A 496-nucleotide genomic window follows, 5' to 3' on the forward strand; every position below is an offset into this window, starting at 1 on the left:
AGTGTGTATAAGAGACAGGGTCATAGTGATCCGGTGGTTCTGAATGGAAGGGCCATCGCTCAACGGATAAAAGGTACTCCGGGGATAACAGGCTGATACCGCCCAAGAGTTCATATCGACGGCGGTGTTTGGCACCTCGATGTCGGCTCATCACATCCTGGGGCTGAAGTAGGTCCCAAGGGTATGGCTGTTCGCCATTTAAAGTGGTACGCGAGCTGGGTTTAGAACGTCGTGAGACAGTTCGGTCCCTATCTGCCGTGGGCGCTGGAGAACTGAGGGGGGCTGCTCCTAGTACGAGAGGACCGGAGTGGACGCATCACTGGTGTTCGGGTTGTCATGCCAATGGCACTGCCCGGTAGCTAAATGCGGAAGAGATAAGTGCTGAAAGCATCTAAGCACGAAACTTGCCCCGAGATGAGTTCTCCCTGACTCCTTGAGAGTCCTGAAGGAACGTTGAAGACGACGACGTTGATAGGCCTGTCTCTTATACACATCT

At 53.6% G+C, this 496-nt stretch carries 1 rRNA gene; it reads left to right on the plus strand.

The features are described from left to right. Positions 1-496, plus strand: a 23S ribosomal RNA gene (locus AC5O77_RS22255); the annotation flags it as partial.

The sequence above is a fragment of the Stenotrophomonas sp. INTA L402-1 genome (assembly GCF_059295135.1).